This window comes from Bradyrhizobium sp. 1 (genome assembly GCF_023073315.1).
Classification (GTDB): domain Bacteria; phylum Pseudomonadota; class Alphaproteobacteria; order Rhizobiales; family Xanthobacteraceae; genus Bradyrhizobium.
In genome coordinates this window covers 72,201-99,065 of the sequence record NZ_JADPJH010000002.1, presented here as the reverse complement: position 1 = coordinate 99,065, position 26,865 = coordinate 72,201, and the positions used below count along the sequence as shown (strand labels likewise).

Annotated in this window: 24 protein-coding genes; 5 read left to right on the top strand and 19 right to left on the bottom strand. The window is 64.4% G+C overall.

Going from position 1 to position 26,865, the window contains the following annotated elements; all coding sequences use genetic code 11:
- Nucleotides 1-19 precede the first annotated feature (19 nt).
- From IVB29_RS00465 to IVB29_RS00415, 11 genes are all read right to left on the bottom strand, one after another.
- A complete protein-coding gene (locus tag IVB29_RS00465; RefSeq protein ID WP_247501416.1) occupies nt 20-307 on the bottom strand; it encodes a YciI family protein in 288 nt (95 codons plus the stop codon).
- Nucleotides 308-371: 64 nt separating this feature from the next.
- Entirely contained in the window at nt 372-1,346 is a 975-nt protein-coding gene (locus tag IVB29_RS00460; RefSeq protein ID WP_247501415.1) for a sugar ABC transporter substrate-binding protein, read from the bottom strand.
- A gap of 42 nt (nt 1,347-1,388) precedes the next feature.
- On the bottom strand, nt 1,389-2,366 hold the full coding sequence (locus tag IVB29_RS00455; RefSeq protein ID WP_247501414.1) for an ABC transporter permease: 978 nt from the start codon (nt 2,364-2,366) through the stop codon (nt 1,389-1,391).
- Nucleotides 2,363-3,313 (bottom strand): ABC transporter permease, encoded by a 951-nt coding sequence (locus IVB29_RS00450; RefSeq protein ID WP_247501413.1) that lies wholly within the window; start codon nt 3,311-3,313, stop codon nt 2,363-2,365. Before IVB29_RS00450 ends, IVB29_RS00455 begins: the two co-directional genes overlap by 4 nt.
- On the bottom strand, nt 3,306-4,832 hold the full coding sequence (locus IVB29_RS00445; protein ID WP_247501412.1) for a sugar ABC transporter ATP-binding protein: 1,527 nt from the start codon (nt 4,830-4,832) through the stop codon (nt 3,306-3,308). Before IVB29_RS00445 ends, IVB29_RS00450 begins: the two co-directional genes overlap by 8 nt.
- Nucleotides 4,829-6,223, bottom strand: coding sequence for an FAD-linked oxidase C-terminal domain-containing protein (locus IVB29_RS00440; protein ID WP_247501411.1), 1,395 nt, complete (start codon nt 6,221-6,223; stop codon nt 4,829-4,831). Before IVB29_RS00440 ends, IVB29_RS00445 begins: the two co-directional genes overlap by 4 nt.
- Before the next feature lie 57 nt (nt 6,224-6,280).
- Nucleotides 6,281-7,165, bottom strand: a complete 885-nt coding sequence (locus IVB29_RS00435; RefSeq protein WP_247501410.1) for an intradiol ring-cleavage dioxygenase — start codon at nt 7,163-7,165, stop codon at nt 6,281-6,283.
- 15 nt (nt 7,166-7,180) lie between these two features.
- Nucleotides 7,181-8,083, bottom strand: coding sequence for an NAD(P)-dependent oxidoreductase (locus tag IVB29_RS00430; protein WP_247501409.1), 903 nt, complete (start codon nt 8,081-8,083; stop codon nt 7,181-7,183).
- Nucleotides 8,084-8,103: 20 nt separating this feature from the next.
- Nucleotides 8,104-9,477, bottom strand: coding sequence for an amidohydrolase family protein (locus IVB29_RS00425; protein ID WP_247501408.1), 1,374 nt, complete (start codon nt 9,475-9,477; stop codon nt 8,104-8,106).
- 4 nt (nt 9,478-9,481) lie between these two features.
- The gene (locus tag IVB29_RS00420) at nt 9,482-10,561 is read right to left on the bottom strand and encodes a maleylacetate reductase (RefSeq protein ID WP_247501407.1); all 1,080 of its coding nucleotides are present in this window, start codon (nt 10,559-10,561) and stop codon (nt 9,482-9,484) included.
- A complete protein-coding gene (locus tag IVB29_RS00415; RefSeq protein WP_247501406.1) occupies nt 10,558-10,881 on the bottom strand; it encodes a Dabb family protein in 324 nt (107 codons plus the stop codon). The genes IVB29_RS00420 and IVB29_RS00415 overlap by 4 nt, the downstream gene beginning before the upstream one ends.
- 108 nt (nt 10,882-10,989) lie before the next feature.
- Between IVB29_RS00415 and IVB29_RS00410 the strand changes: the two genes are divergently transcribed.
- On the top strand, nt 10,990-11,913 hold the full coding sequence (locus IVB29_RS00410; protein WP_247501405.1) for a LysR family transcriptional regulator: 924 nt from the start codon (nt 10,990-10,992) through the stop codon (nt 11,911-11,913).
- Between the two features lie 114 nt (nt 11,914-12,027).
- Here IVB29_RS00410 and IVB29_RS00405 read toward each other — a convergent pair whose 3' ends face one another.
- From IVB29_RS00405 to IVB29_RS00390, 4 genes are read right to left on the bottom strand one after another with little or no spacing between them, the layout of a single operon-like run.
- Nucleotides 12,028-12,642, bottom strand: a complete 615-nt coding sequence (locus tag IVB29_RS00405; RefSeq protein ID WP_247501404.1) for a HupE/UreJ family protein — start codon at nt 12,640-12,642, stop codon at nt 12,028-12,030.
- Nucleotides 12,639-13,244, bottom strand: a complete 606-nt coding sequence (locus IVB29_RS00400) for a HupE/UreJ family protein (RefSeq protein ID WP_247501403.1) — start codon at nt 13,242-13,244, stop codon at nt 12,639-12,641. Before IVB29_RS00400 ends, IVB29_RS00405 begins: the two co-directional genes overlap by 4 nt.
- 16 nt (nt 13,245-13,260) lie before the next feature.
- Nucleotides 13,261-14,253, bottom strand: a complete 993-nt coding sequence (locus IVB29_RS00395) for a HupE/UreJ family protein (RefSeq protein ID WP_247501402.1) — start codon at nt 14,251-14,253, stop codon at nt 13,261-13,263.
- Nucleotides 14,250-15,065 carry a peptidylprolyl isomerase gene (locus tag IVB29_RS00390; protein ID WP_247501774.1) on the bottom strand — a complete coding sequence of 272 codons (816 nt, stop codon included), beginning with the start codon at nt 15,063-15,065 and terminating at the stop codon, nt 14,250-14,252. The genes IVB29_RS00395 and IVB29_RS00390 overlap by 4 nt, the downstream gene beginning before the upstream one ends.
- Nucleotides 15,066-15,447: 382 nt before the next feature.
- Between IVB29_RS00390 and IVB29_RS00385 the strand changes: the two genes are divergently transcribed.
- The 3 genes from IVB29_RS00385 (at nt 15,448) to IVB29_RS00375 (ending at nt 18,612) form a co-directional block, all read left to right on the top strand.
- Nucleotides 15,448-17,454, top strand: coding sequence for a hypothetical protein (locus IVB29_RS00385; RefSeq protein ID WP_247501401.1), 2,007 nt, complete (start codon nt 15,448-15,450; stop codon nt 17,452-17,454).
- A gap of 181 nt (nt 17,455-17,635) precedes the next feature.
- A complete protein-coding gene (locus IVB29_RS00380; RefSeq protein WP_346731261.1) occupies nt 17,636-17,887 on the top strand; it encodes a hypothetical protein in 252 nt (83 codons plus the stop codon).
- Nucleotides 17,888-17,988: 101 nt separating this feature from the next.
- A complete protein-coding gene (locus IVB29_RS00375; protein ID WP_247501399.1) occupies nt 17,989-18,612 on the top strand; it encodes a putative 2OG-Fe(II) oxygenase in 624 nt (207 codons plus the stop codon).
- Between the two features lie 9 nt (nt 18,613-18,621).
- Here the strand turns inward: IVB29_RS00375 and IVB29_RS00370 are convergent, their stop codons facing one another.
- Nucleotides 18,622-21,315 carry a spermidine synthase gene (locus tag IVB29_RS00370; RefSeq protein WP_247501398.1) on the bottom strand — a complete coding sequence of 898 codons (2,694 nt, stop codon included), beginning with the start codon at nt 21,313-21,315 and terminating at the stop codon, nt 18,622-18,624.
- Nucleotides 21,316-21,418: 103 nt separating this feature from the next.
- Nucleotides 21,419-23,347, bottom strand: coding sequence for a TonB-dependent receptor (locus tag IVB29_RS00365; RefSeq protein WP_247501397.1), 1,929 nt, complete (start codon nt 23,345-23,347; stop codon nt 21,419-21,421).
- Nucleotides 23,348-24,156: 809 nt separating this feature from the next.
- Here IVB29_RS00365 and IVB29_RS00360 point away from each other — a divergent pair.
- The gene (locus IVB29_RS00360; protein WP_247501396.1) at nt 24,157-24,594 is read left to right on the top strand and encodes a hypothetical protein; all 438 of its coding nucleotides are present in this window, start codon (nt 24,157-24,159) and stop codon (nt 24,592-24,594) included.
- Nucleotides 24,595-24,639: 45 nt separating this feature from the next.
- Here the strand turns inward: IVB29_RS00360 and IVB29_RS00355 are convergent, their stop codons facing one another.
- Together IVB29_RS00355 and IVB29_RS00350 are read right to left on the bottom strand one after the other, a co-directional pair.
- Nucleotides 24,640-25,266, bottom strand: coding sequence for an NAD(P)H-dependent oxidoreductase (locus tag IVB29_RS00355; RefSeq protein WP_247501395.1), 627 nt, complete (start codon nt 25,264-25,266; stop codon nt 24,640-24,642).
- A gap of 3 nt (nt 25,267-25,269) precedes the next feature.
- Complete coding sequence (locus IVB29_RS00350) at nt 25,270-26,847, bottom strand: isochorismatase family protein (protein WP_247501394.1); 1,578 nt, start codon at nt 26,845-26,847, stop codon at nt 25,270-25,272.
- Nucleotides 26,848-26,865: the final 18 nt, after the last annotated feature.

The following is a 26,865-nucleotide window of genomic DNA, read 5'->3' as shown; positions in this document are numbered from 1 at the left end:
AGATTTTGTTGTGCGGCCTTCAGCCTTGGCGCCGGAGGAAGCCCGTGATCGTGACTTTTTCCCAGATACCGGCCGCCGCAAACGGATCGGCGCGGTTGAAGGCCTCGACCTCGCTACGACCCGGCGCTTCGATCAGGAACAGGCTGCCGATCATGGTCGCGCCGTCGTCGGAGACGAGCGGGCCCGACATCACGATCTTGACGCCAAAGCGCGAGGTATCGCTCAGGAAGGCCTTGTGGGCGTCGTAGTTGGCGAGCCGGGTCGGCAATGCGCCGGCGCGGTCCACGGCATGAATTGCGAATAGCATGATGTCTCCGTTTTCTTGGGACGGCCGCAAGAGCGGCCGTCCGTGCTTGTGGTGATGGACTGATTTACTTGGCGCCGAGCTTGCTGGCTTCCTCGAAGGTCGGGCACGTCCGCTGTTCCAGCGGCACGTCGAACGGCTGGTAATTGTCCTTGGTGATGACGGTCGGCTTCAGCACGATCTCGGCGATGACCGGCTGGTTGCGCAAGGAGCGGATCGCCATCATGGTGCCGAGGCAGCCCTGCGCAAATCCGTTGTAGTCGCCGCTCGCGAGCAGCTTGCCGGATTTGATCGCGTCGATCGCTTCCTTAGTGCCGTTGATGCCGATCACCTGGGCCTTGCGGTTGGCGCCGTCGAGCGCCTCGATCGCGCCGACTGCCATGGCGTCGTTGGCGGCGAGCACGCCGTCGATCTGCGGATTCGACTGCATCAGGTTTTCCATGACTTGGAGCGCCTGGAGCCGCTGATAGTTGCCGGGCTGCGAAGCCAGCAGTTTTGCACCAGCATTTTCCTTCAGCGCGTCGTTGAAGCCGCGGACGCGGTCGACATTGGTCAACGAGCCCTTGACGCCCTCGATGATGACGATGTTGCCCTTGCCGCCCAATGTCTTGAGCATGAAGCGCGCGGTCTCGAGCCCGAGGCTGTAATCATCGGCGCCGACGAAGGACAGGAACTTGCCCCCGGCCGAGCGGTCGGTGATGTTGACGACGGGGATTTTTGCTTCGTTGATCTTCTCGACGCCCGGAACCATGGCCTTGTAGTCGACCGGCGTGAAGACGATCGCGCTCGGCTTCTTCACCACGACGTCCTCGATCTGGCTGAGTTGCTCGGGGATCGAGTCCGGCTTGGTCGGGATGTACTGAAGCGTCTTCGCGTTCAGCGTCTTCGCCATGTTATCGGCGCCGACCCGCACCGTCTGGAAGAACGGGTTGGTCTGGTTCTTGGTGAAGACGGCGATGGTCTCGCCGTCCGCACGCACTTCGGTGGTGAGCGCAGCCGCCATCAGCAGCGGCAGCGTAAGGTAAGCCAATTTCTGTTTCATGTTGCCTCCATCCCTCATTTTGCTTGTTGGACTTCTAAGTGCTCACTGCGCGCGGCGGCGGGTCTTCATGTCGAGCCAGACCGCGAGAATGACGATGATGCCTGTGACCAGCGGCTGCCAGTTGGCGCTCACCGACAAAAGGTTCATGCCGTTCAGCACCAGCGTCAGGATCAGCGCGCCGATGAAGGTGCCGAACACCGTGCCGACGCCGCCGAACAGCGAGGTGCCGCCGATCAGCACGGCCGCGATCGCGGGCAGCGTCAGGCTTTCGCCGATATCGGCCTCGGCCGAATTGAGCCGCGACAGGAAGATGATCGAGGCGAGCCCCGCCATCGTGCCTGATACTGCATAGACCAGCAGCAGGCGCCGGGCCACCGGAATGCCGGAGAGGCGCGCCGCAACCGGATTGGCGCCGATCGCATAGATCTCCTGGCCCCAAATCGTCCGCTGCGCAAACAGCGTCCCGATCCCGAGGAACACCAGCAGCAAATAGACCGGAATGGGAAGGCCGAACAGATAGCCGCTGCCGATCTGGCGGAATCCTGCGGGGAAGCCGTGCAGGGTTTCGCCGGCCATGTACCAATAGGTAAGGCCATTGAGCACCCAGAGCATGCCGTAGGTGGCGATGAAGGAGGGGATGCGGAGTGCAGTGACCATCACACCGTTGAGCAGCCCGACGAGGCCGCCGCAAGCGAGCCCCGCGAGGATGCCGAGCGCCGGCGAGCCGGTCTTGTGGATCACGGTGCCGGCGATGCAAGCGGACAGTGCGACGTTGGCGCCGACGGAGAGGTCGAGGCCGGCGGTCAGCACCACCAGCGTCAGGCCCGAGGCGATGAAGAAGGTCAGACTCGCCTGCCTCAGCACATTGAGGATGTTGCCGAGGCTCAGGAAGGAATCGCTGAGCACCGCGAGCACCGCACAAATCAGGAATGCGGCGAGCAGGCGATAGAACACCTGGATGGCATCCTGCGACAGGAAGGAGCGGGGCGGCATCGTCGCGTCTTTGGTGATGTCGGTCATGCCCGGCTCCTGAGGCCATCGAGGAACAGGGCAACGATGACGAGGATTCCGACGCTTGCGACTTGCACCGAGGAAGGCATCGAGATCAGGTTCAGGCCGTTGCGCAGCACGCCGACCGCGATCACGCCTAGCAATGTGCCAAGCAGCCAGCCATTGCCGCGCTCGAACGAGGTGCCGCCGACCGCGACGGCCGCGATGGCGTCGAACTCGAGCCCGAGGCCGGCCGTTGGGTGGCCGGAATTCATCCGCGCGGTCATCAGCAGCCCTGCGATGCCGGCCATGGCGCCGCCGATCGCGTAAACCATGATCAGTAGCCGGTTCGGCGACAGGCCGGCATAGCGCAGCGCCTCGCGGTTACCGCCGAGCGCGAAGATGTAGGTGCCGAAGCGGGTGTGATAGAGCAGGCCGTGGAACGCCGCATAGGTCACCAGCGCCATCACGATCGGCACGGGAATGCCGAGCAGCGTTGCAGAATAGATGTCGCGTACGCTGTGGGGAATTCCGACCACGCTCTGGCCGTCACTGACGATCAGCGACAGGCCCTGCGCCATGCCGAGCGTGCCCAGCGTCGCTACGAAGGGCGGGATGCCAACAATGGCGACGAGCCAGCCGTTGGCGAAGCCGAAGGCCGCGCCGACCAGCAGGCCGGCGCCTAAGCCCAGCAGCATTGAGTGGGTCGCGAGCGACACGATGGCGACGCACAGCGACGTCAGCGTCAGCACCGCGCCCATCGACAGGTCGAGCCCTTCCGTCATGATGATCAGCGTCATCGGCAGCGCCAGCATGGTCAGGATGGTCGACTGCACCAGCACGTTGGAGAGGTTGGCGACCGACAGGAAGCCGGGTGCGATGGCGCTGAACAGCGCGATCAACAGCACCAGCACGATGGCAACGCCGGGAATCCGTTGCAGCGGATTGGGTTGAGAAGCGACCGCGGCCTCACGCATGATGCATCCCCAGTCGCACGATGTTCTCCTCGGTCAGTTCGTTGCGGGTCAGGTGCCCGGCGATGCGGCCCTCGCGCATCACATAGGCGCGGTCGCAGACATGGCAGATCTCGACCTGCTCGGACGAGATCATCAACGCCGCCGCGCCTTCGGCGACGAGGCGGTCGATCAGGGCAAAGATCTCGGACTTGGCGCCGATGTCGATGCCGCGCGTCGGCTCATCGAAGATGAAGAGCTTTGAGCCGGCGGCCAGCCATTTGCCGATCACGACCTTCTGCTGGTTGCCGCCCGAAAGCAGGCCGACGGTCTGGCGCGCACTTGGCGTCGCAATCCTTAGCTGCCGAATCAGGCCGTCGGAGGTGCGTTGTGCCGCGCGCTGGTCGAACAGGCCGCTCGGAAACAACTTTCGCAGCGCCGAGACCACCAGATTGTCGCTCACCGACCGCAGCAGGGCGAGGCCTTCGCTCTTGCGGCTCTCCGGGATCAACGCGATGCCGCGGCGGGCGGCGAGATCGGGCTCGCCGGACATGCTCTTGCCGTCAAAAATGATTTCGCCGGCGCTCGCGGGATCGGCGCCGAAGATGGCGCGGGCGACCTCGCTGCGGCCGGAGCCGACCAGGCCGCACAGGCCGACGATCTCGCCCCGGCGCACCTCGATGTTGATATCGGAGATACCTGTCGACGAGCTCAGGCCCTTCACCTCGAGCAGCAGTTCGCCAGGCTTCTCGGCAAAATTGCGCGGATAGGTCATGTCGACGTTGCGGCCGACCATCATGCGGACGAGCTGGTCCGGCGTGACGTCGGCGGGTTTGACACCGTCGATGCGACGGCCGTCGCGCAGCACCGTGATGCGGTCGCCGAGCGCGAATACTTCGGCCATGCGGTGCGAGATATAGACGATGGACGCGCCGTCGGCCTTTAGCCGCGCGATCAGCGCGAACAGCAGCTCGGTCTCGCGGTCGGACAGTGCCGCGGTCGGTTCGTCCATCACCAGGATGCGTGCGTTCTGGCTGATCGCTTTGGCGATCTCGACCATCTGCTGCTGGGCAACACCGAGCTTGTCGATCGTGGTGGAGGGATCGATGTCGAAGCCGATCATCCCAAGTACGCGCCGCGCGTCAGCCAGGATCTTGCGGCGATCGATGGTGCCGGGGATGCGCCCCTTTGGCTCGCGGCCGAGGAAAATGTTCTGGGCGATATCGAGATGGGGGACCAGCGAGAATTCCTGGAAGATCACGGCAACGCCGAGCTTCTGCGCGTCCGCGGTCGAAGAGATCGCGACCTTCTCGCCCTTGTACCAAAATTCGCCGGCATCGGCGTGGTAGGCGCCGCACAGCACCTTCATCAGGCTCGACTTGCCGGCGCCGTTCTCGCCAAGCAGCATGTGGACTTCACCGGGATAGACGGCAAAGGACACGTCATCCAGCGCCTTGACGCCGGGAAACTCCTTGCTGATGCCGCGCAGCTCCAGCAGCGGCATGGCGGTGGTGGGCTCGATGGCCGATGCGGCGGTGCTCATGCCTTGGCTCCGCTCGCAAAAATCTTTCCGGGGTTCATCAATCCAGCAGGGTCGAGCGCAGTCTTGATCGACCGCATCACGTCGACGGCCTCGCCGAGCTCATCGGCGAGATAGTCGATCTTGCCGAGCCCGATGCCGTGCTCGCCCGTGCAGGTGCCGTCCATGGTGATGGCGCGGGCGACCATGCGAGCCTGCAGCGCCTTGGCGCCCTCGGTTTCCTCGGGCTTCGCCGGATCGATCAGGATCAGCATGTGAAAGTTGCCGTCGCCGACATGGCCGACGATCGGGGCTGTGAAACCGTGCTCGTCCGCATCGAGCCGCGTTTCGGTCAGGCATTCCGCGAGCCGCGAGATCGGTACGCAGACATCGGTGATCACCGCGCGTGCGCCGGGCCGCAAGCCCAGGCCCGCATAGAGTGTATTGTCGCGGGCGTGCCAGAGCCGGCTGCGGTCCTCCGGCGCCTTGGCCCAGGCAAAGCCATGGCCGCCATGGTCGGCGGCGATCGCTTGCGCGGCCTCGGCCTGCTCGGCGACCGATGTCTCGGAGCCATGGAATTCGAAGAACAGGGTAGGGGTCTCGCGATAGCCGAGCTTTGCATAGGCGTTGATGCCGCGCATCATGACGTCGTCGAGCAACTCGATGCGCGCCACGGGGATCGCGGACTGGATCACGGCAATCGCGGTGTCCACGGCATTGTGCAGGATGTCGAAGCTACAGACCGCGGCCGAGATCGCCTGCGGCACGGGATGCACTTTCAACGTGACCTCGGTGATCACGCCGAGCGTGCCCTCCGCACCGACAAACATGCGCGTCAGATCATAGCCAGCGGCCGACTTGCGGGCGCGCCTGGCGGTCCGGATGACGCGGCCGTCGGCCAGAACGACTTCCAGCGCCATGACATTGTCCTTCATGGTGCCGTAACGGACCGCCATGGTGCCGGACGCTCGTGTGGACGTCATGCCGCCGATCGAAGCGTCGGCGCCGGGATCAATCGGGAAGAAAAGTCCGGTGTTGCGCAGCTCTGCATTGAGCTGTTTGCGCGTGATGCCGGGCTGCACTACGACGTCCATGTCGCTGTCGTGCACCGTTAGCACCTTGTTCATGCGCGCGAAGTCGAAGCAGACGCCGCCTGCGACCGCGGCCGCATTGCCTTCGAGCGAGGTGCCGGCGCCGTACGGAACGATCGACATGCCTGCGCTTGCGCATAGCTTGACGATTTCCGCAACCTCCTGCGTCGTCTCGGGGAAGACGACGATGTCAGGCGGAAAATTACGATAATGCGACTCGCTCTGCCCGTGCTGCTCGAGCACGCCACGCGCAACGCTCGCGCGCGGGCCGATCATGCCAGTGAGGCGTTCGGCCAATATGCTCGTGCTGACCCGCGGTCCCATCCTTGCTCCCGTCTGCTCCCTGTTGCCGGACTCTTGTCGGTCCACCGCCGCCTAACCTTAGGCGGCTCTTGCGTTGCTCGCGACCTGCTTCAGGCCAAAATCGTAATTGAGGTGAAAATACTCGCTGTCGACCATGCGACCATCCGGCGCACGGCCGGCGGGATGGTGAGCGAATTCGCGGATCAGGCTGTCCTTGACGCCGAACACCACGTCAGAATCGAGATATTCGTCGCCCGCGACGAACACATGGGTCACGAGCTGCTCGAAGCCGGGCGCCGAGATCATGAAATGCACATGGGCCGGGCGCCAGGGGTGGCGGCCTTGGACTTCCAGCATGTCGCCGACCGGCCCGTCATGCGGAATCGGATACGCCGCCGGTTTGATCGACCAGAAATTGAAGCGGCCGTTGGCGTCGGTATGGAAGCGTGCGCGCATTGCGAGACCGCCGATCTTTTCGAGCTGCTGCACGTCGTAATAGCCGTCATCGTCGGAATGCCAGACGTCGACGACCGCACCCGCGAGCGGACGCCCGTCGACGGTGGAGACCGAGCCGGTGACCAGCATCGGATCACCCTCCATCGGACCGGAGATGTCCGCGCCGTTCTCTTTCTCGGGCGATGCCTGGACGAAGAACGGGCCGAGCACTGTCGTCTCGGTCGCGCCTTCCGGCACCGGATGGTTGATCGCATCGACCAGCATGGAGACGCCCAGCGTGTCCGACAGCAGGATGAACTCCTGGCGCTTGTCATCGCACATGTGGCCGGTGCGGGTCAGGAAATCGATGCCGTATTCCCATTCCTTCTGCGTCGGCCGGACCTCGCGGACGAAGGCATGAAGATGCCGCACCAGTGCCTCACTGACCTGCCTGATGCGCGGATCGGTCGCGCCGGCGATCCGCTCCAGCGCCGCGTCGGTGATCGTGGTTTCGTTGAAGTTACGCATGCGTGTCTCCGCCGATCAGAGTTTGGGTTCGCCAAGCCCGGACAGCCGTTCCAGGTGCTTGACGGTCGCGATGAAGTCGGTGTCGCCGTCGCCCTGCGCGACGAGGGATCCATAGGTCTCGCGCACTTGCGCGGCGAGCTGAAGCGGCACGCCGACGGCGTGGCCGGCGCCGAGGATGAGGTCGAGGTCCTTGGCCATCTGCTTGCAGGAGAAGGTGGACTCGAAATCGCGCGTCCGCAGCGGCGCAGTCTTGTACTTCACCATCGGCGAGGCGACTGCGCTGTCGTCGAGTACTTTCAAGATGTCCTGCCAGGCGATGCCGCCCTTGCGCGCCAGCGCCAGGCTTTCCGCCATCATCGCAGCCGACACCGCGATCATCAGATTGACCGAGAGCTTTGCGTAGCGGGCTTCCTCGGCCTGCCCGAGATAGGTCTGGGCGCGGGTGAAGGCGGCAAACAGCGGCTTTGCGTTTTCGAAGGCGTCCTTCGGCCCCGAGACGAAGCAGCTCAACGCGCCGGTATGGACGATGCTGGCGTTGCCGGAGACCGGCGAACGCAGATAAGCAATGCTGCGCGCTTGAGCGGCGACCGCAACTTCGGTGGAAGCTTCGACGCTCACGGTGCTGGTCTCGATCAAGACAGCTCCGGGCGCCATCGCGGCGACGAGGCCGGCGGGACCGAGCAACGCTCCGCGCAAAGCGGCATCATCGGGCAGGGAGGTCACGACCGCAGCCTTGCCGCTCACGGCATCGGCCGGCGAGGCGGCAACCGAAATGCCTTGCGTCCGCGCCTCGTTGATCCGCGCCGCGCTCTGGTCGAATGCGGTGACGGCGTAGCCGGCCTTGGCGACGAGCACTGACATCGGCAGGCCCATCTTGCCGATCCCGATGAAAGCGACGTTTTTTGGAATGTCTGTCATTGTTCTTGCCCTTGGGACGCCTAGGCGGCGTGTCCCTGTCGTTCGATGTCCTGCACCAGTCGCCGGCCGGATTGCGCCAGCAGTTCTTTTTTTGCGTCGAGCCCTTCGACCAGCAGCCGGCCGTTCCGTTTCTTCCAGACACCACCGATCATGACGGCCTCGATATTGGCAAGGCTCGTCTGCATCACCACCGTCGCGACGGGATCGTGCACCGGGACAAGGTTGAGATCGGATGCGTTGATGACGACGAGGTCGGCGAGCTTGCCTGGCGTCAGCGATCCGATCTGGTGATCACGGCCGAGCATGCGGGCGCCTTCCGTGGTGATCCAGCGCAGCGCCTCGCGCACCGGGATCGTGGTTGTCGCCGGAATGGTGCCGCTTGCTTTGCGCGACTCCGCATTGTCGAGCGCTCGCTGCATCGAAAGCGCGAGGCGGGCGACGGACAGGAGATCGCCGGCCAGCACGGATTCGAGATCGATGCCGATCGTCGGGCGCATGCCGCGCTTCAGCAGCCGTCCGGTGATCGGGAAGCCATGACCCTGGATCATCTCGTTCTCGGGCGTCACCGAGAAGGACACGCCGAGTTCGACCATTTTGTCGAGCAGGTCGTCGGGCAGATCGTTGCCATGGACGATGTTGATGCCGGTGCCGACGAGACCGGCCTCGATCAGCTTCTCCCAGCCGCCGGGCGTCTTGGCCGGACCGCCGCCCTGATGCATCGATGCGATTAGCTTCAGCTCCCGCGCCAGGCGGAAATCCTGCATGGCGACGTCGAGCGTCGAATAATGCGGACCTAAGATGGCGAGCCCGAGGGTGACGAGGCCATCGCGATCGGCGAGGGGGCCTGCCAGCAGCCGCTCGACCTCGCGGCGTGGATGCGGGATCTCGGAGAAATGCGGCTCGCCAGGTTTCGGCTCGGGTTTGGGCGAACCATGGAAGAACGCGGCGCGGATGCCGCTTTCGATCAGGCCGCGCACGGCGGCGTCGGTATGGTCTGGCGTCGGGTTGTTGTGGCACCAGTCCACCAGCGTGGTGGTGCCGCAATTGATCTGGTTCAGCGCGCCAGCCAGCGTCGCGATATGGATGTCCTCGGGCCGGAAAACGGTCGCGAGGCCAGCATGCATGCGGCGGAAATATTCCAGCAGCGTCCAGTTCGCGGCATAGCCGCGCAAGGCCGTCTGCCAAGTGTGCATATGCGCGTTGATCAGGCCCGGGATGACGATCCGGCCGTTGCCGTCGACAATCTCGGACTCAGCGGCGCTGCTGCCGAGATCGATCGATGGGCGCACGTCGACGATGCGATTGCCTTCGACCAGCAAATCTCCGGTGCTGAGGTCGCCGATGGCGTCATCCATCGTGATAATCGTCGCGGATTTGATCAGCGTGCGCTGCATCGTTTTACGCCGCCGCTTTGATGGCGCTGGGCGGCTCGCCGGCCCAGGCGCGCGCAATGAGGTCGCGGATGGCGTTGCGCTCGAGCGGTCGCGGATTCCAATAGGCGTTGATGACGGCGAGATCGGCCGCTCTGTCGATACCGCCTTCGGGCATGCCGACGTCGCGTAGCGCCGTCTTGGCACCCAGCCGCTTCGCAAGGTCGAAAAGTCCCTGCGAGGCATCGGCGGCGCCAATCGCGCGAGCGATGCGGGCCATTGCGTCCGGCACGGCCGGCGCGTTGTAGGCCAGCGCATGCGGCAGCACGATCGTATGCGTCTCGGCGTGCGGCAGATCAAAAGTGCCGCCGAGTGTGTGGCAGAGCTTGTGATGCAGCGCCATGCCGACTGTGCCGAGGCAGACGCCGCACAGCCACGCGCCGTAGAGTGCTTCGGTGCGTGCCTCGCGATCGTCGCTCTTCGCGGCAATGGCGGGCAAGGCTCGGGCGAGCGCGCGGATGCCTTCCTCTGCCATCAGCGATGTCACGCGATTTGTGTCGCGCGCGTAGAGCGCTTCAACTGCATGCGCGATCGCGTTGATGCCTGATGTCGCGGCCATGCTCGCCGGCAGCGTCAAGGTCAGATCGACATCGTAGATCACAGTCTCCGGCAGCACCGCCGCATCGCGCACCGTGGTCTTCAGGCCGTTCTCGGTCTGGCCGACGATCGGCGTCATCTCCGAGCCGGCATAGGTGGTGGGAATGCAGAGCTGGTTGATTCCGGTGCGCAAGGCGAGGGCCTTGCCGAGGCCGGTGGTCGAGCCGCCGCCAAGCGAGACGACGCAGTCAGCCTCGCACGCCTTCATCGCCGCGAGTGCTCGCTCCGTGACTTCGACCGGCGTGTGCATGGTCGCGCCCGGAAAGATGCCGGCATAGAGCGTGCCGAGCGCCGCACCGAGGCTCTTGCCCTGCGCTTCCTGCTGCGGCGTCGTCAGCACCAGCGCGCGCTTGCCACCGAGTCGCTCGACCTCGGCTTTGGCCGTGGCCAGCGTTCCGCTGCCGAACACGACGCGGAAGGGCAGGTTTTCAAAGGTGAACGTACCGATCATGCGCCGGTCTCTTTGATGGGATAATCGACCTGGAAGCGTCCGATCCGCAAGTCGCCCAAGGCCTCCCGCACGCGCAAATGTTCGGGGTGGGTGGCATAGGCCGCAAGCGCCGCGTGGTTGGTGAATTCGGAGAACAGCACCACGTCGCAGGCGTAGTCGACATCGCTGACATCGACGCCGACTTCGATATGGGTGAGGCCGTCGATCCGGCCGCGCAGGCCTTCGAACAGGGTTTTGACCTTGACCCGGGCGGCGGAACGCTCCTCGAGGGTCTCCCCGCGCAGCCGCCACATCACGATGTGCCTGATCGGGCCCGACATTTCCTGATTTCCTCGCCTACTATCTTGTCTGTGTTGGGCCCATTTTGACTTGCGAGATACGGAAATAAAGGCCAATAATTGTAAGTCTCTTTTCCTAAAAGTGGAAAAATGGATCGCTTGCTGCAGCTGGAGGTCTTCGCCAAGACGGCTGAGCTCGGCAGCCTGTCCAAGGCAGCCGAGGCCTTGCGCATGTCGAATGCCGCCGCGAGCCGCCACCTCAGCGCACTCGAGGAGCGTCTTGCCGTCCGGCTGATCGAGCGCAACACGCGCCGTTTGTGGCTGACGGAGGCGGGGCAGGAGCTGCTGGAACGGTCCAGCCGGGTCCTGAGCGAGCTGGCGGAAGCCGAGGACATCGTCAGCGATCGCGCTCTGTCGCCGCAGGGCACGCTGCGGGTCACGAGCTCGCTTTCCTTTGCGGTGATCTATCTGGCGCCGATGTTGCCGGCGTTCCGCGCGCGCTATCCAAAGCTCAACATGCAGATCACCACCGCCAATCGCTATCCCGACTTCATCGAAGCCGGCATCGACGTTGCGATCCGCACGCGCGAGCAGGAGCCGGATTCGAACATCATCGTCCGCCGCATCGGCCAGATGCGGCGCGTGCTGGCGGCCGCGCCGTCATATCTCGCAAGCGCCGGCGAGCCCGCGCAGCCCGCCGATCTCGCGCGCCACAACATGCTGGTCTACAATCTCGCCAACGATCCCTATTCGCTGCGCCTGCGCAAAGGCCATGGCGCCCAGACCGTCCGCATCACGCCGACGCTCGACAGCAATGACGGCCAGGTTATCCGCGGCGCGGCGCTGGCGGGCCTCGGCATTCTCATCCAGCCGCTCTATATCGTCCAAAGCGACATCGCGGCGGGCAAGCTGGTCCCGGTGTTGATGGATTGGGAGTTGCCCTTGCTCACAATGAATGTCGCATATCAAAATCGTGCGGGGCTGCCCGCCAAGATCAGGGTGTTCTCGGACTTCCTGGTCACTCATATCCGCGAACATTCACAGCCCGGGATCTGGATCGACGCAGCGAGATGAAGAGCATCACCATAGGCATCATTGGCGCGGACTGATCGGGCGCAAGCACCTCGCCAAACTTGCGGAGCGAGGGGACTATGAGCTCGTCGGCACCGCGGGATCCTTTGCTGCCCCTCATGATGCCAGTACAAGGCTCGCCATCATCAGGCCGATGGCCCCGATCCAGCCTCCAAGAGCACGAACGGCGATGGCTCGCCACGACGTGACGCTGTCCGATGTTCGCTTGAATACGACGGTCAGCGCCATTGTCAGCGTGACGACCCCGTAGCCCACACAGGCCAATCCCGCCGCAAACAGCAGCCGGTCGGTTTCGGGCCCGAGCTCGGCGCCGTTTGCGGCGCCCCGAATGACGGCGACTGCGAAGGCAATTGCGCACAGCACAAGCGTGGGAACCTGCGCGGCTGCCGCGAGCAGCATGCCTATCGCGAGCATCATTGTCGCGTCCGCGAGCTGCGTGGAAACCGTGCCGAAAACTGGCGCGAGAGACAGACCAACCAGCAGTCCGATCGGAAACACCGGGATGAGCCAGCGCCCCTTGGAGGCGCCGAGCGTACCGGCCAGCACGCCTGTCGCGATCCAGAGAACGACATCCTGAAGATCGGTGAGCGGGTGCGATGCCCCCATGTAGAAATCGCCGAGCCGGGCCGCGACGACATGTGCATCGGCGGCACTCGTGCCAGTCAGCAGTATCGCTACCGCCATCAAGACCCGTACGGGCTTCAGTTTCATGCGACGGCTCCGAGGCCTTGAGCGAGGAAGTAGCAGCCGACCCCTGCGATACCGGCCCCAAGTCCTTGAATGACGCGTTCGCCGAAAGGCCAGCGCGTCAGCGCGCCGATCGCGATGCCGAACAGGTGCAAGAGGCCGGTGGCGGTGACGAAGCCGACGCCGTAGGCCAGCGCATTCGCCGCGCGCGGAAGCTCGGCCCCATGCGCATGACCGTGAAAGATCGCGAAGATCGCAACGACGAGAGCGGCCGCGGGGAAGGGCAGGCGCAGCCGGGCGGCAACGGCGACCCCGAGGATCACGGCCGAGACGGCAATCATCACCTCCGGCATCGGAAGCGGAACATGCAGCACGCCCAGCACCCCGCCGACCGCCATGACGAGCGGGAAGGTGATCGGTAGAATCCAGATTGCGGGCGCGCCGAGCTGCGCGCCCCAGATTCCGACGGCCACCATTGCGATCAAATGGTCGATGCCCGTGACCGGGTGAAGCAGGCCGCTGACGAGGCCGCCCGCTACGCCAGCCTGCTCGTGCGCGAGAGCCGGCTGCGCCAGTGCGAATGAAACGATCGCGGCCGTGAGGGCTCGGGGGACATGTAAAGCCATTGTATGCGACTCTCGCTCAGATCGCGGCGAACACGCGCGCCAGACGGCCGAAGAACCAGAACATCGACACCGACCCGATGAGGTAGGCCGGAACGGCCTCGCCCCAGCGCGGCACGACGGCGTCGAGCCGTCGGTGCGCCCAGATCAATGCGAGCACGAGCAGCACGAAGGCGAGCTGTCCGATCTCCACGCCGACGTTGAAGAACAGCAACGCTGCGGGAAGGAGGCGACGTTCGAGGCCAAGTCCGGCCAGCGCGCCTGCGAAGCCGATGCCGTGAACCAGCCCGAAGGTGAATGCGACGATCCAGGGATAGCGGGCGGTGAGTCCGGTCTCGCCGCGCTGCTGCTTGACGATTTCCACGCCGATGAACGCAATGCTCAACGCGATGCAGGCATTGAGCGGGCGTTCCGGCACGCCGATCAGGCCGAAGGCCGCCGCGGCAAGTGAGGCGCTGTGTCCGATCGTAAAGGCCGTGATCGTCTTCACCAGACGCCAGCCGCCGCCCACGATCCAGATCAGGCCCAGCACGAACAGCAGGTGATCGGCGCCAAGCAGAATGTGGTCGATTCCGTAGTTCACATAAGTCTTGGCCAGTTCGACCCATGCCTCGAGCGTCGGGGCGCCGGTGCCAAGGACGGAGACGACGGGATTGGCCGTCGAGATCGTGTAGCTGCGCGGCTCGCCCTCGATCGGGATGACCTTGATCAGGACGACCGACATGTTGGAGCCGAGATTGGAGATGGTGATCGGACCGACCAGACCCTTCTCGCCGCAGTTCATCTCGGGAAGGCGGAGAAAACAGTGGGGCGGCATTCGCAGATCGACCCGCGATGCCCCGATCGAGGGCTCGATGCTCCAGCGGCCGACGAATGCGCCGGGACGGACTTCGCGGAATTCCAGCACGCCCATTGCCGCCTCATGCGCACTGAGTGCCGAAGGCCGAATGAGCGCCGTCAGGGCCAGGGTCAGGCCCAGCAGCCCCAATCGCAGATATCGAATCACGCTCACGGCTCGTACCGCACTTGATAGGACGCCTTGAGCCGCTTCACTGCTTCCCAGGCCAACTTGCGGGTCTCTTCCGTATGCCAGATCCTGGCGGCGTCATCCCGAACCTTGTCGAGGCTGGCAAGATTTCCCGGCCGCCGGGAATCCAACCGAGTGACGTGCCAGCCGTCCTTGGATTGCAGCAGCTTCCACTCGCCCTCGGGCATCGTGAGTAGTCCGTCACGAAAATTTTCGCCGAAGGATGCCGTGAGACTCGCGACCGGACGGGCGAGGATGGCGCGCGTGAGATTTTGCAGCTCCTCGGATTCGCGCTGTTCGACGATGTCCTCGAGCTGACGCTGTGCCGTGGCCTGATCGGTGGGCGGAGTGATGTAGAACGACACGCGCTCGGGCTCGTCGAAGCGGGCGTGATTTTCCGCAAACCACGCTTGCAACTGCTCGTCCGTGGGGCGCGGGACGCGGATCTGGTCGAAGATCAGCAATTGCATCTTGTAGGCGATCCGGTCGCGGATCGTCTCGTCGCCGCGGTCCACGCCGAGCGTCTTGCCTTCGCGGTAGAGGATCTCGCTCGCGACCCAACTGTCGATCATCTTCTGGAGCTGGTCGTTGGAAGGGGCGCGCTCCTTGTCCTCGTCGAAATTGTCGATGAAGGACTGGCGCATCGCCTTGGTCACCGTGATGACCTTTTCATCTTTGACGGGTGGATGGAGTACGGCGTCGATGCCGAAGATGATTGCCCCGAGCAAGGCGAAATGCAGCAAAGGTTCGCGCGAGAGCCGCGCGATCACAGAGACAAGGGAGCGCGAAGGCTCCATTGTGCCAGGCGCGACATCGGCGTCCAAGTTCGAACCTCCGGTGTGCGATATCGGAAAGGACTGCACTTCAACTGGTGTGGCTGGCATTGACATGCGGTTGTCACAAACTCTCGCGGCGCGTTGTTTCGCGTGGCAGAGCATTTCGTCTGCCGTCGTCTATCGCTCACACGACGCACGAAAATGCAATGGACAAATGCAAGAGACAAGATGCCGCACGGACAACGCGGACCTGCGACGACCGAACACAAATCTTTCACGAAGCTGTATCGGAACTCTGGTCACTATCGCGGCGCGCAGAGAGGCCGCTCATGCAGTTGGGGCAAATGGTCTTCGTCTCTGCTGTTTCGCGATGTCCGACTTGAATGAGGAATGAGGGCGATCGATGTTTCCATCTAGCAAGACGATCCTGTTGACCGCCGCATCGGCATCCTTGGCTCTGACGCAGAGCGCTGCAGCCGAGGGGCTGGGGCACAACGAGCGTCGCGGCAATCCGTATGTCGCCGGTGACATGCACAATCACAATACCTGCACGGACGGTTCGGTCGCCGCCGGCTACACGATCGACCGCGCGGTCGGGCGCGGCACCGCGTCCGCCGGTGGAAACAATTTCGATCTGGACTGGTTTACGCTCGGCAACCACGGCGGTTCCGGTAATCGCGACTGCCGCTTCAGCGACACCAGCGCCAATCTTCCGGGACAGACCACGACGACCTGGAGCCAGACGCTCGGCCAGACCATCGACGGAATCACGATCAGCAGCCTGAAGGGCACCCCGAACGGTACCGGCACCGGCGCGCAGATGTGGCGCTGGCAGTCGATCCGGGAGGTCGAGTATCCGACGATCGTCGATCGCTCGGCGAAGTACGACAAGGTGCTGATCGAAGGTCTTGAGTGGATCGCGCCTGGCCATGAACATGTCGACGTCGCCGTCATCACCGGGCAGCACCCGCGCAAGAGCACCGGCAACGCGGACAAGGTTGCAGAATTCGAATACCGCTTCGACCGCGCCGACGTCGATGCGATCGGTCCCGTCATCGACGCCGGTGGCAATCAGCTCTGGCCGGGCAAGGACAACGTCAACAACACGGGCACGGCGGGCCACCAGAAGGCGCTTTCGGGCGTCAAGTGGCTGCAGGCGAACTATCCGCTGCAATCCTACATCATCCCGACTCACACCGAACGCCAAGGGCCGTTCAGTGCGACCGCCAATAAGGGTTACAACATCGAGCACTTCCGCGACTTCAACAATGCGGGCCCGACGGTTGCGTTCGGCATTGAATCGCCCGGCCACTTCGCCGAAGGCGGAGCCACCGGCGGTTCCGGCTCGTACACCCCCGCCGCGGTGGGTGGCGGCACCTACGGCATGAGCGGCATCTACACGGCGAAGGTCGGCGGCCTGTGGGACGGCCTGCTTGGCGAAGGCCGCAATTTCTTCGTATATGTGAGCTCCGACTGGCACAGCCGCGGTGCGGGCGGTGCGCGCGACTCCTTCACGACGGCCGACTTCATTCCCGGCGAATACACCAAGCTGTATGTTCCGAACGCCGGACGGTTCTCGTCGCAGCAAGTCATCGACGGCATGCGTTCGGGCAACTCGTATTCGGTCAACGCCGACCTGATCGGTCCGGATATGGTGTTCCGCGCCAAGACGCGTGGCGACGACTGGAAGACCATGGGCGAGACGCTGGTCGTGAGGCCCGGCGAAAAGATCACGGTCGAGATGGAGCTGACCGTTCCGAACGAGAACAACAGCCCCTACAGCTTCGATAACCCCCTGCTGGTGCCGGTGGGAATCAAGCAACCCCTCAACAAACCGGCGCTCGACCACGTCGATCTGATCACTGGCCAGATCACCGGCGTTGTCGCGCCTGACGCGGCGAATTATGCGGTGGCGAATGTCGCAGGCACGGCCGGTGCGGCGATCGTGTACAATTCGTCGGCGACCATCGCCCGGCAGATCCAGGCGACGCAGATGCAGCGCGGGCATGGGAGAGACCGCGACGGCGTGCGGCTGCGGTTCACGACCACGTTTGTCGCGGGGACCAAGCCGTTCTACATCCGTGCGCGCGGAACCAACATTCCGAATGGCACTCCGAACGTGTCCGACACCGCTGGAAATCCGGTGCTCGATGCGAACAACGCGCTTGTCAGCTGTATCGATCCGGCGTGCCCGGCGCATCTCGAGACAGTGAATGGCGCCAAGAAGGTGACCCACGACGTTCAGTCCTACTCGAACGTCTGGTTCTATGCCAACCCGATCTTCGTCAGGCCGGAAGGCTCGCCGAAGCTCCTGGTCGAGACCAACGCCGAGCTGGCGCGCCGGCTCGGACGGCAGGCCGATAACGATCACGATCATGACCACGACGACCATCATCACGACCACCACTGACGTGATGTGAGGCCATCCGGCGGGGCGCATCGATCGGTGCGTCCCGCCGCCATCGTTTTGAAGCTGGCTGGTCCTGCCCGGCACGACTGACATGCATCTGTTTCGTATCACCTTCTGCGCACTGAGCCTTCTCGCTGGCGCCGGCTGCGCTGTGGCTGCTCCCGGTGTTGCCGCGTCTGCCTTGGGCGAACCGACCCGGGAAGATTGCAACGCTGCGGTCGCGGAGGCGCGCGCATTGGCGGGGGCTTTGCCGGCTGACCATCTCTCGCGCTACTTCGCCGAACGGCACTTGCTTCAGGCCCTGGCCGAAGCCGGCAACGGCGAGTTCGACGAATGCCTCGACATGGCCGCGCGGGCTTCCGACGAGGTGCGTGAGCGGCGGCACGAGCTGCGGCCGGGCGAGAGGCTGAAAGTGCTCGGGGCTGACGAGTAGCGGGACCCGGGAATTTTGGAGATCCTGCACGCTGTCATCGCAGCGTCATCTTTGCGCGGGCATTGTCTGCCCGCGTTTCAAGAACAGGTAGACGTTGCGACATGGATCAGATCGAGCCGCTTTTTCCGATTCCCCTGCTGCGCTCGCCCGGGCTGCTCCCGCCGTCGCTGAACGAAGCCGCTGCGGCGGCGATCCGCAACACCCGGATCGAGGGCAATCTGCGGTCGGGCCAGCTCTTCCACACCGAGGTCGCCGACCCTCGCGATAACGAGCTGTTTCGCCAGATCGCCGAGCTTGCGGTTCCAAAGCTGGTCGATTTCGGCGTCCTTCTGTTCGGCGAGGAGCTGCGCTGGACCGTGAAGGAGATGTGGACCAACATGCTCGAGACCGGCGGCAACCAGACACTGCATTCGCACGCCAATAGTTTCGTCTCGGGCATCATTTATCTGACGCCCTCGCATCCGGCCTGCAAAACGGTCTTCGTGCGGCCGCCCGGCGGCTCCGACTTCTCCTTCCGGCATCACACGCGAAGCGCCGCCATGGGGCCCTTCAATGCCGGCAAGTACGTGCTGCCGGAGGCCGAACCCGGCGATCTCGTGCTTTTTCCCAGCTACCTCTACCATGAAGTGCCGAGGAATCAGGGCGAGCAGAGAATTACGATCGCCTTCAACGCCATTCCCGATCATCTCGACTGCTGGGGCTATCGCGTCAACTTTGCGCCGTGAGGCGGTCGGTCACTCGTTTCTCAGGCCGAATTCGCGAAGCAGCAAGTCTCGTGCCCCGCGGCGCAACGGCGCCACCTCGTTGATCTTGCGCAGCAGGCGAGCAGCGGCTGCTCGGTCCGAGCCGAGCAGGGATCTCGCCATCGCCATCAGCGGCCCATACGCCGGATCGAACTCGGGGCTCAGGCGAAGCGCGTCGATGAGGCCTGGCGAAGCCGCCTCAATCAAGGCGACACCGCGCGGTTCGCCCGGCAGAGACGCTCCAGCTTCGAGAAAGCGGTTGCGCGCGGCCCAATAGGCATTGAGGCGCGCGCCCATGGAGTTGCGCTCGGCGGCGCGCGCGAGGAGCTCATTCGGATCGGAGCGAATGTCCTTCGTGACCGCAAGCAGCAGTGACCAGGGTGCTGCGGTGAGCGCGCGGACGTTCCGCCGCGCATCGAAGGTCACGAACGGATAATCGTCCGTGTTGCGCGGGCCTTCGCCGGCAAATGCGGAGAGAGCGTGCGGGTCCGCCAGATATTGGCCAAAGAGATCGATCGGGGTCTCGAACCCCAGTGGCTGTACGATCCGCGCGATCGCGGGATCACGAAGCCGCGCAGCGAGCGCCTCGGTATCGAGATGGCGGCCATCCCGCGTTCCGATGAGCGCAAGCATCGGTGTGCGGACACTGTAGTGATTGAGCCAGGCCGAGCCGTCGGGATAGACGTCGAGAAAGCCACGGACGATCGCGCGTAACGAGGGAAGATCGAGCTGGTACAGCGGCAGCCATTGGCAAAAAATTCCGCCAGGCGCCAGCCGACGTTTCACGGCCTCGAAATGCTCCACCGTATAGAGCGCGCCGCTGCCGTCGAGTGCGGGATGAAACAGGTCGGCGATGATCACGTCATGCTGGCTCGTATCCGCAGCGACGTAGCGGCGGGCATCCGCCACAGTCACCCGCGGTACCGATGCCGGCGTGACGAACCAGGGCAGCAGCTCCACCACTTCGCGGGAGAGTTCGACACCGTGCACGCTGACGCCTGGCATCTGCGCCCCGCCGACCATGGTGGCGCCAGTGCCGATGCCCAGGAACAAGGCGTGGCGCGGGGCCTCGTGAAGCAACAGCGGCAACATCGCTTGCCGGTAGTCGGATCGCGTCGAACTCGTCCCACCCATGCGGAAGTGGCCGTTGACCTCGAGGTAGCGCGTACCTGCGGCGTCATCGACGACGCTCGCCGTCGCCATCGGCCCTTCACGGACCGCAAGCAGCGCTCCACCTGCCGGCACGCGCGTCAACGACGGCGCGGGATTGAGCCACAGGAGGAGCGCGGAGATCGCCGGTGCAGCGGACCACAGCAGCGCCGATCGACCGGGCGGCAGCAACAGCAGATAGCCCAGCGTAACGGCAAGCAGTGCCGTCCAGGCACCAAGGGTGGGAATCAGGAATTGCGCCGCCACCAACGGCGCGATGCAAGCGCCAAGGCTGTTGATGCCGACCGCGGATCCGACGGAGCCGCGCTGATCGCTCACCCGTTGCGCCAGCAGGCCGAACAATGCGCCCATTGCGGTCGCGGGCAACAGGAACAGTGCGATTGCCACCGCCAGTTCGCCGAATACATCCGCAAAGGCTGCGGTCTCGACCAGGCGGCCCGCATAGGGCGCCAGCACCGCGGTCGCGATGCAGGCGAACGCCGTTGCGGCGAGCAGGCCGCGGAGATTTCCATCGTCCGCATCTCGCCCGGTCCGCTGCCAGAGCAGGCTCCCCGCTGCGGTGCCGAGCAGATATGCAGCCAACAGTCCGGCGAAGGTGTAGACGGTATCCTCCATCACCTGCGCGGCAAGCCGGATCACGAGGACTTCGAAGGTGACTCCCAACAGTCCCGTAGCGAACAAGGTGAGGGTGAGCCGCAGATCGCGAATTCGTTCCGGCCGCCGCTCCTCGACATCAGCCTCATCCGCCGCCGATCCGAACGCGAGCGCGCCGAGGGCGCAGAACGCGTTGACGCCGGCGAGGCAGAGCAGCGTTCCCGAAAATCCGAGCGCCGGGATCAGAAAGAATGTCGAGGCGAGCGTGCCGGCCAAAGCTCCGGCCGTATTCGCCCCGTAAACGCCAGCCGTGACACGGCGCTCGCCACGTGTGCCCCGCATCATCCGTTCCAGGGCGGCCAGGGTCCCGCCCATGGCCATCGTCGCCGGCAGCAGCACGAGGGTCGGCAGCGCCAGGCTGCCGGCCCAAAGCAAGGCGGCAGACGGTTCGGTGCCGAGCAGGGGAGGCAGAGCCCGACCGGCCGCGGGCAGAAGCCAGACGCTGATCAGGCCCCAGACAGCGATCACGGCTTCCAGCACCGCATAGACGCGCCATGGCGATGTCGCGCGGCGGATCAGCCGATCGAGCGCGAAGGCGCCCAGAGCCAGGCCGCCGAAGAATCCGGCAATGACACCAAGCACCGCCATCATCTCGGTACCCAGCGCAAGGCTCAACTGGCGAGTCCACACAATCTCGTAGCCCAGGCCCGCAAAGCCCGACGCGGTGACGATCGGGATCAGCGTCCAGGTACGGTTTGTCGCCTGACGTGCACGCGCGAATGCGGCCTCGTCCTGCACCACGTGCGTGAACCGGTCCGCCGAAGCGATCGCAGTGCTGTCCGGCTCAGATTGCATTCCCTTACTCCTGCCGCAACCCGCCCGGCCGTTTGCGTCAGGCTGGGATCCGATCGCCCATTCCATCGGCCGCATCGGCGTTCTCGGCAGACAGAAGCATCCGCTTCATGTCAGATTTTTTTAGGATTTGTGACGGCCAGCCGGTTCCGATTGCCTTGGGTGGCGTCGATCAGAATCGTGCCGCCACAGTTAGGCGCACCGCGAGCGGCTCGGCCGGATGGACGTGGCGATCGGCTACGCCGTCAATGGGCTCTCCCGGCAGTCGCGACAGATAATAATATTCGATCTGGTTGGTCTGGGCGTTGAAGAGGTTGAGCACGTCGAGCTGCACCCTGAGGCCATTGTCGAATTTGTACCCGGCGCGCGCATTGAAGATCAGCGACGACCGCGAACGGACGCTATCGTCCTCAATGAGAGGACGCGGACCGAAATAGCGTGCCTTCAGACTGCCGAACCAGCCGGTGTCGCCCCCGAGCGTGATCGCGCTGCTGGCCACCCATGCTGGTGCGCCGGGAATGTGGGGCCCGACGGGGTCGAAATCGGTGAAGCGCGCATGGGTCTGGGCGACGTCGAGATCGATCGTCATCCACGGCAATGGCTTGTACTGGTTCGTCCACTCCACGCCGACGCGGCGGCTGGGCCGGCTCGGCTCCGTGGTGCCGGCGTCCCCGACGAACAACAGCTCCGAGTCGAAGTCGAGCACGAATATTGCGAGCGAGCTGGTGAGACCCTCGATCACCTTGGTGCGAATGCCGAGTTCGGCCCCGCGAGAACGCACGAGCAGCGGCACGCGGTCGAGCGGGGTCACCTTGTCGTTGGGGTCGACGGTGATGGTCGCGCCGCGGATGTCGTTGCTGTGCAGGCCGTAACCGGCATTGCCGTAGAACTCGGTCTTGTACCAGGGGCCGAGCACGAGGCCGGCCTTCGGGCTTGCCATCGACGCCTGTGCATTGCCCGAATTCTCCGGCGTGTCGCTGAAGACGTGTCCGGCGAAAAAATCCTCGCGGATGCCGACCGTGGTGCGCAGCCAGTCGGTCCAGCGCGTTGTCGTATCGGTCCAGAGGCCGACATTGCCCTCCTGCACGCGGTCGTCGCGCACGGTCGACAGCCATGAGCGCTGCTCGGTCTTGAACAGGCCGACATGGATATCGTCATAGCGGCTCTGCATGCCGACGCGGGTCTGCATTTCGAGAGCGGCAAAGCGCCAATCGAACGTATGTCGCGCATCGACGCCGCCGAGCGTGCGACCGTCGAGCTGGCTGAACTGGTCGCCATTGACGGGATTGTCGAGAAAGTAGGTGAAATTGTTGAACAGCCGCAGGTCGGAGCGCACGATATAAGCGCTGACATTGGTCTGTCCGTAGTTGCTCGACTGCGCCCAGTTGCTCGACAGGCTGAATCGGCTGGAGGTGCCGCCATCGGTCGGATCGAGCGTGCCGAGGCGGTTGATCAGGCCCTGGTCGATCGCGCGCTGGGCGACCTGGTCGGTCGAATTCCAGCCGTTGGAGTAGGCCATCGCCGTCAGCGTCAGCCCGTCGGTCGCGGTGCCCTGGCTGTAGCGCAGGACGCCGTTCAGCTTGCGGACATCGTCCGGCACGTCCCAGGGCCCGTCATATTTGGCGGCCTCGACCGCCGCCAGCAACGTGCCATCGCCAATGCGGGTCGATCCTGCCGCCAACGCGCGGCGATAGCCGAAACTGCCGAAGCTCATCTCCGCGATGTTGTGCGACAGCTGGTTGACATAGTCGATCGCCACGGCGCCAGCGGATGCGAAGTCACCCTGATTGGCGAAATACGGTCCCTTGCGCACATCGACGGACCGAATGAGCTCGGGGATCAGGAAATTGATGTCCGCGTAGCCTTGTCCATGCCCATGGGTCGGCATGTTGACGGGCATGCCGTCAACGCTGATCGCAAGATCGGTGCCATGATCGAGATTGAAGCCGCGCAGGAAATACTGATTGGCTTTTCCCTCGCCGGAGTGCTGCGTGACGATCAGGCCCGGCACCACCTCCAGCGCCTCGCCGGGCCGCGAGAACGGAACCGCGTTCACCTCCGTGCCGCTGATGCGTACTGCACTGGCGGCGGTCGGCTGCAAGGCGGGTGTGCCAACGGGCGCCGCACCGGTCGCACTGCCACTCTCGGTCGGGTTGTCCGTGCGAGCGGCAGTCCGGTTGCCCGAATTCCCGCTTTTCGGCGGTCGTTTGTGGGTGTGCTGCTTGGGATGCTGATGTTCCGGCGCCGTAACGGCGACTGGCGGAAGCTCGCCGGACGCGGCCGCGCTGAGCTCGTGAGCCGCTGCCGGAAGCACACACAGGCCAGATGATGCGACGGCGGAAATCACCCGCAACACGGCCCCACGCACTACCACGTCCCCACCCGACAACCAGTTTCAGCAAAACCACCCTATAGAGGGTGAGTATGACGATCCAGCAACAATATCATACTGGCGTTTGACGGCAACCGGGAGGCCGCGGAGTGTCGGAATCGCGATAGGTCGGAGAAACATCAAAGAGGTGGCCGCCACTTCGCACGGGTGTCACATCGGCAGTCGATAAGCCTTGCTTCCCTTGGCCCTGTGCTCGCCGAACCCTATTTGCCGCGAACGCAAGCTGCCGGCTTTTCCTGACCGAGAGTCCTCTGCGCGTTGCTGTGAACTGACCGATGACGAGCGACATGAGAGGGCAGCACAAGGCGAGGCGGCGGATATCGGCGCCGTTCGCGTTCGTGCCGGCGCTTCTGCTCGGCGTTTCGGCCTCGGCGCTCCCGGCGGATTTCTCGGACGTCGACGTCCCAGTCACAGGCTTCGCCGAGCCGGCGCCCAGCCGTCCATTTGGGGAGTCTCCCGCGAGATTGGCACCGGCCGATCCCGCTGCGCCATCGCGGTCTCCCGTCAATCGGGAGGCAATGCGCGGCAATCCGCTCTGGGCAGTCCCGCTTGCGGCACTGCCGGACACGAACGAACGGCCGATCTTCTCGGCCTCGCGGCGGCCGTCACCGCCACCGGTCCTTTCGGTGCTTGCGTTGAATGCGCTGCCAATACCGCCGGGCCCGCCGCCGGTTGAGTTGCGGCTCGTGTTGGTCGGGACGGTTGTCGGCAGCGATCAGAGTGTCGGAATTTTTGTCGACGAGACGAGCAAGGCTACGTTGCGTCTGAAGCTCGACGACGATTATCAAGGCTGGAGACTCGGCTCCGTGAATCGCCGCGAGGTGACGATGGTGCGCGGTGAGCAGACCGAGACGCTGACATTCCCGAAAGGAGGCGGAGCCACGTCCGCGACAGGAACGGCGGTTGCGGAAAGTGCAGTGAAGCGAGGCAGTTCGCACACCGCTCAATATGACTGAACCAGTCGGTTCCAGATGCTGTGAACTTGCTCGGATGAACGCAACTCAGAACCGCTTGGCTATCTCTGCGAGGCGGCGGTGCGCGGTCTCGCGCGCGGCGCGGATCGGCTCGGCCGGACCCGCCGTCGGTCCGATCGACACGAAGCGCACGTCGCTGACGCCGATGAAGCGGAGCGCTTCGCGCAAATAGGGCGTCGCCATGTCGATGCGGCCGCGGTTCATGCCGGTGGCAAAATCGCTGCCGGAGGCGAGGATGACGATGGTCGGCCGGTCCTTCAGCAACGGAAGATAGCCCAGCGCCGGATCGAAGCGGAACGTCAGGCCGGGTTGGATGACGATATCGAACCACTGCTTCAGCTTGTAAGGGATGCCGAAATTCCACATCGGCGTCGAGATCAGCACGCGTTCGGCCAGCGAAAATCGCAGCGCGATCCGCTCGGCCTCGGCAAAACTGTCGCGTTGCGCGTCGTTGAACGCCTGCGCCTTCATGCGCGCATATTTGGCCTCGACGATAGGACCGGCAAATTCCGGCAGCCGCTCGCGCCAGAGATCGACAACGTCAATGTCCCAGTCCGGCCGCGCCTGGCGAAACCCGTCAAGGAAGATGCGGGCGCCAGCGCTCGACTCGGAATCGGTGCGGGGCGAACAGGACAGATGCAGGAGTTTTGCCACTGCTCATCCCAGCGCTCTAATGACCGCGTCCGCGCGGGTGACGATTGCGACGTTCTGCATGGCGAAATTGATCGAGGCGCTATGCCAGTCGGCATTCATGGTCGAGCAGCAGTCCTCCGGCACGATCATGAAATAACCCTTGTCGGCGCCGGTGCGTGTGGTGTGCTCGACCGACATGTTGGTCCAGGCGCCGGTATTGATGATCATGTTGCGGCCGGTTGCTTTCAGGATCGTCTCCAGCCGCGTGCCTTCCCAGGCGCTCATCCGCATCTTCTCGACGACGAAGTCGCCGGGGCGCGGCTCCAGTCCTGAAACCGGCGCCGCACCCCAGCTTCCACGTACCATCGCCTTGCTGTCGACCAGCCCCTCGAACAGCGGCGCGTTCAGCGTCACGCCCGGCGCGCCGGGCTCGACCACGAACCAGACATGAATGATGGGGACGCCCCGCGTGCGAGCAGCCTCCGCGAGGCGACGGACATTTTCCACGACATGCTGTTGCTTCGCATGGCCAGGTGCGCCGGAATCCGCGAATGCGCCGCCGTCCATGATGACGTCGTTCTGAAGATCCTGGATGATCATCGCGCAGCGGCTTGGGTCGAGCCGCATCTCGCCGTCGGCGACGATAGGGGCTGCGGCTGCGGGGCCAGCGTTCTGAGCTCCGCCGCTGCTGCGCCTGCCGCTCATATAGGGCTCGTGGCGCGGTCCGGCCTTGGTCGGGATGGCATAAACCGAATGCGTCGAGGTCAGGTACAGCGTACGAAAATCCGATCCGCCCCAGGCGAGATTCGCGACCATCTCGGGCACGCGAACTTTTCCCAGGAGCTCCCCGCGCGGCGAATAGACCCAGACACCGCCGGGCGCGGTGACCCAGACATTGCCGTGCTGGTCGCACTTCATTCCGTCGGGCAGGCCCGGCTCGAGCTCGGACCGGATGCCACTCGCGAACACGTGCGCGTTCGACAGTGAGCCGTCGGCATTGACATCGAACACACGGATCAGCGCCTGCACGGTGTCGTTGACATAGAGCAGAGTCTCGTCGGGCGAGAAGCACAGCCCGTTTGGCTGGTCGAACAGATTGCGGTCCACGACCAGCTTCGGCTCGCTGCCGGGCACTACGCGATAGACGCCCTGGAAGCCAAGCTGGCGCGGCCGCTCGACGCCATAGACCGGCATGCGGCCGTACCAGGGGTCCGAGAAATAGATCGCGCCGGATGAGTGCACGCAGGCGTCGTTGGGGCTGTTGAGCTCCTGTCCGCCGAAGTGCGAGGCCAGCACCTCGCGCCGCCCGTCCGGCCGCTCGCGGATCAGCGACGATGTCGCGTGCTCGCAGACGATAAGATTGAGCTCGGCATCATAGGTCATGCCGTTGCATTTGTTCGACGGGCGCTTGACCTCGGCGACGCCGCGCCGCGCATCCCAGCGGCGGCGCACGTCGGCTGGCATGTCCGAGAACAGGAGGTAGTGATCGGTCGGATGCCAGATCGGGCCTTCCGTGAAGTCAAACCCCGTTCCGACCTGCGCGACGGGCGCGTAAGGATCGATCAGGGTCTCGAAGTCGGAGCGCAAGGTGACGTGCGTCATCGGTTCGATCCTAGGGAA

Excerpts from the sequence above, each read along its gene's own strand:
- IVB29_RS00465 (WP_247501416.1), bottom strand. The coding sequence starts at position 307 with ATGCTATTCGCAATTCATGCCGTGGACCGCGCCGGCGCATTGCCGACC.
- IVB29_RS00460 (WP_247501415.1), bottom strand. The coding sequence starts at position 1,346 with ATGAAACAGAAATTGGCTTACCTTACGCTGCCGCTGCTGATGGCGGCT.
- IVB29_RS00455 (WP_247501414.1), bottom strand. The coding sequence starts at position 2,366 with ATGACCGACATCACCAAAGACGCGACGATGCCGCCCCGCTCCTTCCTG.
- IVB29_RS00450 (WP_247501413.1), bottom strand. The coding sequence starts at position 3,313 with ATGCGTGAGGCCGCGGTCGCTTCTCAACCCAATCCGCTGCAACGGATT.
- IVB29_RS00445 (WP_247501412.1), bottom strand. The coding sequence starts at position 4,832 with ATGAGCACCGCCGCATCGGCCATCGAGCCCACCACCGCCATGCCGCTG.
- IVB29_RS00440 (WP_247501411.1), bottom strand. The coding sequence starts at position 6,223 with ATGGGACCGCGGGTCAGCACGAGCATATTGGCCGAACGCCTCACTGGC.
- IVB29_RS00435 (WP_247501410.1), bottom strand. The coding sequence starts at position 7,165 with ATGCGTAACTTCAACGAAACCACGATCACCGACGCGGCGCTGGAGCGG.
- IVB29_RS00430 (WP_247501409.1), bottom strand. The coding sequence starts at position 8,083 with ATGACAGACATTCCAAAAAACGTCGCTTTCATCGGGATCGGCAAGATG.
- IVB29_RS00425 (WP_247501408.1), bottom strand. The coding sequence starts at position 9,477 with ATGCAGCGCACGCTGATCAAATCCGCGACGATTATCACGATGGATGAC.
- IVB29_RS00420 (WP_247501407.1), bottom strand. The coding sequence starts at position 10,561 with ATGATCGGTACGTTCACCTTTGAAAACCTGCCCTTCCGCGTCGTGTTC.
- IVB29_RS00415 (WP_247501406.1), bottom strand. The coding sequence starts at position 10,881 with ATGTCGGGCCCGATCAGGCACATCGTGATGTGGCGGCTGCGCGGGGAG.
- IVB29_RS00410 (WP_247501405.1), top strand. The coding sequence starts at position 10,990 with ATGGATCGCTTGCTGCAGCTGGAGGTCTTCGCCAAGACGGCTGAGCTC.
- IVB29_RS00405 (WP_247501404.1), bottom strand. The coding sequence starts at position 12,642 with ATGAAACTGAAGCCCGTACGGGTCTTGATGGCGGTAGCGATACTGCTG.
- IVB29_RS00400 (WP_247501403.1), bottom strand. The coding sequence starts at position 13,244 with ATGGCTTTACATGTCCCCCGAGCCCTCACGGCCGCGATCGTTTCATTC.
- IVB29_RS00390 (WP_247501774.1), bottom strand. The coding sequence starts at position 15,065 with ATGGAGCCTTCGCGCTCCCTTGTCTCTGTGATCGCGCGGCTCTCGCGC.
- IVB29_RS00385 (WP_247501401.1), top strand. The coding sequence starts at position 15,448 with ATGTTTCCATCTAGCAAGACGATCCTGTTGACCGCCGCATCGGCATCC.
- IVB29_RS00375 (WP_247501399.1), top strand. The coding sequence starts at position 17,989 with ATGGATCAGATCGAGCCGCTTTTTCCGATTCCCCTGCTGCGCTCGCCC.
- IVB29_RS00370 (WP_247501398.1), bottom strand. The coding sequence starts at position 21,315 with ATGGAATGGGCGATCGGATCCCAGCCTGACGCAAACGGCCGGGCGGGT.
- IVB29_RS00360 (WP_247501396.1), top strand. The coding sequence starts at position 24,157 with ATGCGCGGCAATCCGCTCTGGGCAGTCCCGCTTGCGGCACTGCCGGAC.
- IVB29_RS00350 (WP_247501394.1), bottom strand. The coding sequence starts at position 26,847 with ATGACGCACGTCACCTTGCGCTCCGACTTCGAGACCCTGATCGATCCT.